Source organism: Microbacterium sp. (genome assembly GCF_047606685.1).
In the GTDB taxonomy this organism is placed as follows: domain Bacteria; phylum Actinomycetota; class Actinomycetes; order Actinomycetales; family Microbacteriaceae; genus Microbacterium.
Window position 1 is genome coordinate 1 of record NZ_JASGEC010000093.1, and the last position, 2,547, is coordinate 2,547.

Genomic DNA, 2,547 nt, shown 5'->3' on the forward strand with positions numbered 1-2,547 from the left:
CCGCGGGCGGCCGCCTCGCGCAGCAGGGCGGCCAAGAGGGCTCGGCCACGGCCGTGCCCGCGCGCGGCCGCGGCGATCGCGATGGTCTGGATGTCGGCGTCGCCCGCTCCGGCCGGGGCCCGCAGCCCCCCGTACCCGACGAGGCGGCCGGCCTCCTCGTCGACGAGGTAGCGGGCGTGCGGCGACGCGAGCTCTTCGCGCATCATGGCCTCCGACCACGCGTCGGTCGGAAACGACGCGCGCTCGAGCGCCATGATGGCGGCGAGGTCGTCCATGGCCGCCGCGCGCACGGTCACGCCACCACCCGCCGGGTCCCTGTCACGCCTGTGGGCGCCGTGACGTCGGGCGAGCGCAAGTACAGCGCGTCGTGGGGCCCGATCTCGCGGCCGGCGGCGAGCGCGCGAGCGGCGGCGAGCGCGATCATGGATGCCGGAACGGCGCCCGCGTCGCGGCGCTGCGCGCCCAGCCCCGCCAGCACGCCGTCGAGGTCGTCGCGCGGCGCGAGCGCCGGACCGGCGGCGCGTGTCGGCAGCCCGTCGCCGTCGAGCCCGTCGTAGACGGTGTACGCGAACTCACGGCGGCGCGCGTCGGTGACGACCGCGAACCGCGCCGTGTCGGCGCCACGCAGCGCGTCGGCCAGCGCGACGGCGTCATGGCTGACCACCGGGACGACCGGGATGCCGCGACCGAGCGCGAACGCGCGGGCGGCGGCGATGCCGACCCGAAGGCCCGTGAACGGCCCCGGGCCCATGCCGGCGGCGACATGCGCCACGTCGGAGGGCACGGCCGACGCGTCGGCGAGGGCGCGGGCGATGAGCTCGCCGATCGCCTCGGCGTGCCCGCGGGGGTCGTCGCTGGACGCCTCGGAGCGCACGAGCCCGCCCGGCTCAACGACCGCGACCGCGGTGCCGAGCGACGTGTCGATGCCGAGGATCACGTCACCCAGGGTAACCGGCGCCCGCGTGGCCGGCCGGATGCCGCGTGACCGTCACGCGGCGCGGAGCGTCGGCGTCCAGCGCCGCGCCCGCGGGCGTGTACCCGCCGCACGTGTCGGCGCCGCGGCCGTGCCACTCGCGGTCGAGCTCGACCTCCCACCACACGTCGACGAGGCCGTCGACCATGCCGCGGCCCCACTCCACGATCACGACCGACCGGTCGTAGTCGATGTCGAGGTCGTCGAGCTCGGCGGGCGAGCCGAGCCGGTACGCGTCGACGTGCACGAGCGGGGCGCCGCCGACCAGCGACGGGTGCGTGCGCGCGATGACGAACGTGGGGCTCTGCACGGGTCCGCGGACGCCAAGGCCGGCGGCGACCCCCCGTGTCAGCGTCGTCTTGCCCGCGCCGAGGGGCCCCGTGAGCACGACGACATCGCCGGGGCGCAGCATCTGCCCCATCTCCTGGCCGAGTGCCTCCATCGCCGACGGCGAGGCGACCTCGCGGGCGCCGAGCAATGCGTCAAGTCCGCTCATCGTGCACAACTCAGTCTGAGGGCACGCCGCCTGCCCACCCGCCCGCGAAACCACGGGCCGGCCGCCAGGCCGCGCGGTGGCGCAGACTGAATTGCGACGCGGCCGGTCATGCCGGCGCCTCGGTCCGCACGACGCGGGGGCCGACGCGCGTCACGATCTCGTAGTTGATCGTGCCCGCGGCATCCGCCCACTCGTCGGCCGACGGCACGCCGAGCGTGGGGTCGCCGAACAGCACCGCCTCGTCGCCGACCGCGACGGGATGGTCGCCGACGTCGACGACGAACTGGTCCATCGCGACGCGCCCGGCGATCGTGAAGCGGCGGCCGCCGATCGACACCGGCGCGCGCCCCGACACCGCTCGCGGCACGCCGTCGTAGTACCCGAGGGGCACGAGCGCGAGCGTCGTCTCGCGGCCCGCGCGGTAGTCGTGGCCGTACGAGACCCCGGCTCCGGCGGGCACGCGCCGCACCGCGGCGACGCGGCCGCGCAGGGTCATCGCCGGCTGCAGGCCGAGGTCGGCCGACGACCGGTCGTCGAACGGCGACAGCCCGTACAGGCCGATGCCGATGCGCACGCAGCCGAGCCGCGACTCGGGCAGCGCGATCGCCGCGTGCGTCGCGGCGAGGTGGCGCAGGGGCGGTGTGAGGCCCGCCGACGCCGCGGCGATCACGCCGCGCTCGAACCGGCGCAGCGCCGCGCGGTCGTCGTCGGCGCTGGCGTTGGAGAGGTGGCTGAACAGGCCCGTCACAGCGAGCTTGCCGATGCGCTCGAGCCGCGCGGCCTCGGCGAAGACGAGGCCCCAGTCGGCGGGAGGGATGCCGTTGCGCGACAGCCCGGTCTCCAGCTTGAGGTGCACGCTCGTCGGCCGGGACGACGCCGTGGCCGCCGCCCGCTGCAACTGTTCGAAGCTCGAGACGCCGAGCTCGACGCCGAGCGAGGCCGCTTCGTCGAACGACTCCTCCGGATCGTGCAGCCACGCCAGGATCGGCGCGGTGACCCCGGCGCGGCGAAGCGCGATCGCTTCGCCGACGTCGGCGACGCCGAGCCGGTCGGCGCCCCCGTCCAGCGCCGCGCGCGC

At 76.6% G+C, this 2,547-nt stretch carries 4 protein-coding genes; all 4 read right to left on the reverse strand.

Going from position 1 to position 2,547, the window contains the following annotated elements; genetic code table 11:
* Window positions 1-296 (reverse strand): GNAT family N-acetyltransferase (locus QM611_RS11085; protein WP_415079977.1); only part of this gene is annotated, 296 nt, incomplete at its 3' end.
* Window positions 293-937: a tRNA (adenosine(37)-N6)-threonylcarbamoyltransferase complex dimerization subunit type 1 TsaB gene (gene tsaB / locus QM611_RS11090; RefSeq protein WP_415079978.1), complete on the reverse strand. Its 645-nt coding sequence runs from the start codon at window positions 935-937 to the stop codon at window positions 293-295. The genes tsaB and QM611_RS11085, both read right to left, overlap by 4 nt.
* A 1-nt stretch (window position 938) precedes the next feature.
* Entirely contained in the window at window positions 939-1,469 is a 531-nt protein-coding gene (gene tsaE / locus QM611_RS11095) for a tRNA (adenosine(37)-N6)-threonylcarbamoyltransferase complex ATPase subunit type 1 TsaE (protein WP_415079979.1), read from the reverse strand.
* A 106-nt stretch (window positions 1,470-1,575) separates the two neighbouring features.
* The coding region (gene alr, locus QM611_RS11100; RefSeq protein ID WP_415079980.1) for an alanine racemase at window positions 1,576-2,547 on the reverse strand (972 nt) is incomplete at its 5' end.

Coding starts and splice junctions, on each gene's coding strand:
- tsaE (WP_415079979.1), bottom strand. CDS start 1,469: ATGAGCGGACTTGACGCATTGCTCGGCGCCCGCGAGGTCGCCTCGCCG.